This window comes from Synechococcus sp. R3-13, assembly GCF_047462195.1.
GTDB lineage: Bacteria > Cyanobacteriota > Cyanobacteriia > Thermostichales > Thermostichaceae > Thermostichus.
In genome coordinates this window covers 1-784 of the sequence record NZ_JANSIO010000439.1, presented here as the reverse complement: position 1 = coordinate 784, position 784 = coordinate 1, and the positions used below count along the sequence as shown (strand labels likewise).

Below are 784 nucleotides of genomic sequence, written 5' to 3'. Positions count from 1 at the left end.
TGAGCTTATTATTGACTAGAGTCATGCTCTCTGCTGATTGTTGCCCAGGGGGAGCGGGCCGGAAGGTGCGCACCAGAGTGACGTTGTTGGACGAAGGGGTTGGTGCTGGGATCCCATGGGCCGCAGGGGGCTGGGAAAGGCATCCCTGAGCCATAGCCGATAATAGGACTGTCCTCTTGCTATCCCGCTTTCTATGCCCAGCTCCATCATTTCCCCGGAAAACCTGCTGGATCTTTGTGAACAGGGTGTACACAAGGCATTGGCTGCTGGAGCCGACCAGGCAGAAGTGTTTGCCAACTCAGGCCGGGAAACGGAAGTCACGTTTGAAAAAAACGACCTGAACCTGGCCCGCAGCAGCAGCGAGACCCTGTTCGGCATTCGGGTTTTCTGCGACGGCAGGCTGGGCTTTGCCACCTCCAACCGCCCGGAAGAGCTGGCCGAGACGGCTGCTGAGGCTGTGACCATGGCCAAGGCTTCGCCGGCGGATCCCCTGAACGGGCTGCCGGAGCCCCAACCTTTGCCCCAGGTGCCCTTTGCCCTTGACCCAGGCCTGCTGGAACTGGATGCCGCCGAGCTGACCCAGTTGGGATCCCAATTGCTGGAGTGGGTGCGCTCCAAAGACCCTCGCATCACCATCGACAGCGGCTCCCTCAGCGTGGAGGAAGAGACCCTGGCCATCGCCTCTTCCACCGGCATCCGGGCCAACTACCACAGTGTCGAGGCGGGGGGATCCCTGTTTGGCATGGCCATCGACGGGGACGAGGTGGGCAGCTTTGCCTACGAC

Annotated in this window: 1 protein-coding gene; it reads left to right on the top strand. The window is 61.4% G+C overall.

From position 1 onward, the window contains the following. Nucleotides 1-193: 193 nt before the first annotated feature. Nucleotides 194-784 (top strand): PmbA/TldA family metallopeptidase (locus tag NW856_RS12675; RefSeq protein ID WP_414400563.1); only part of this gene is annotated, 591 nt, incomplete at its 3' end.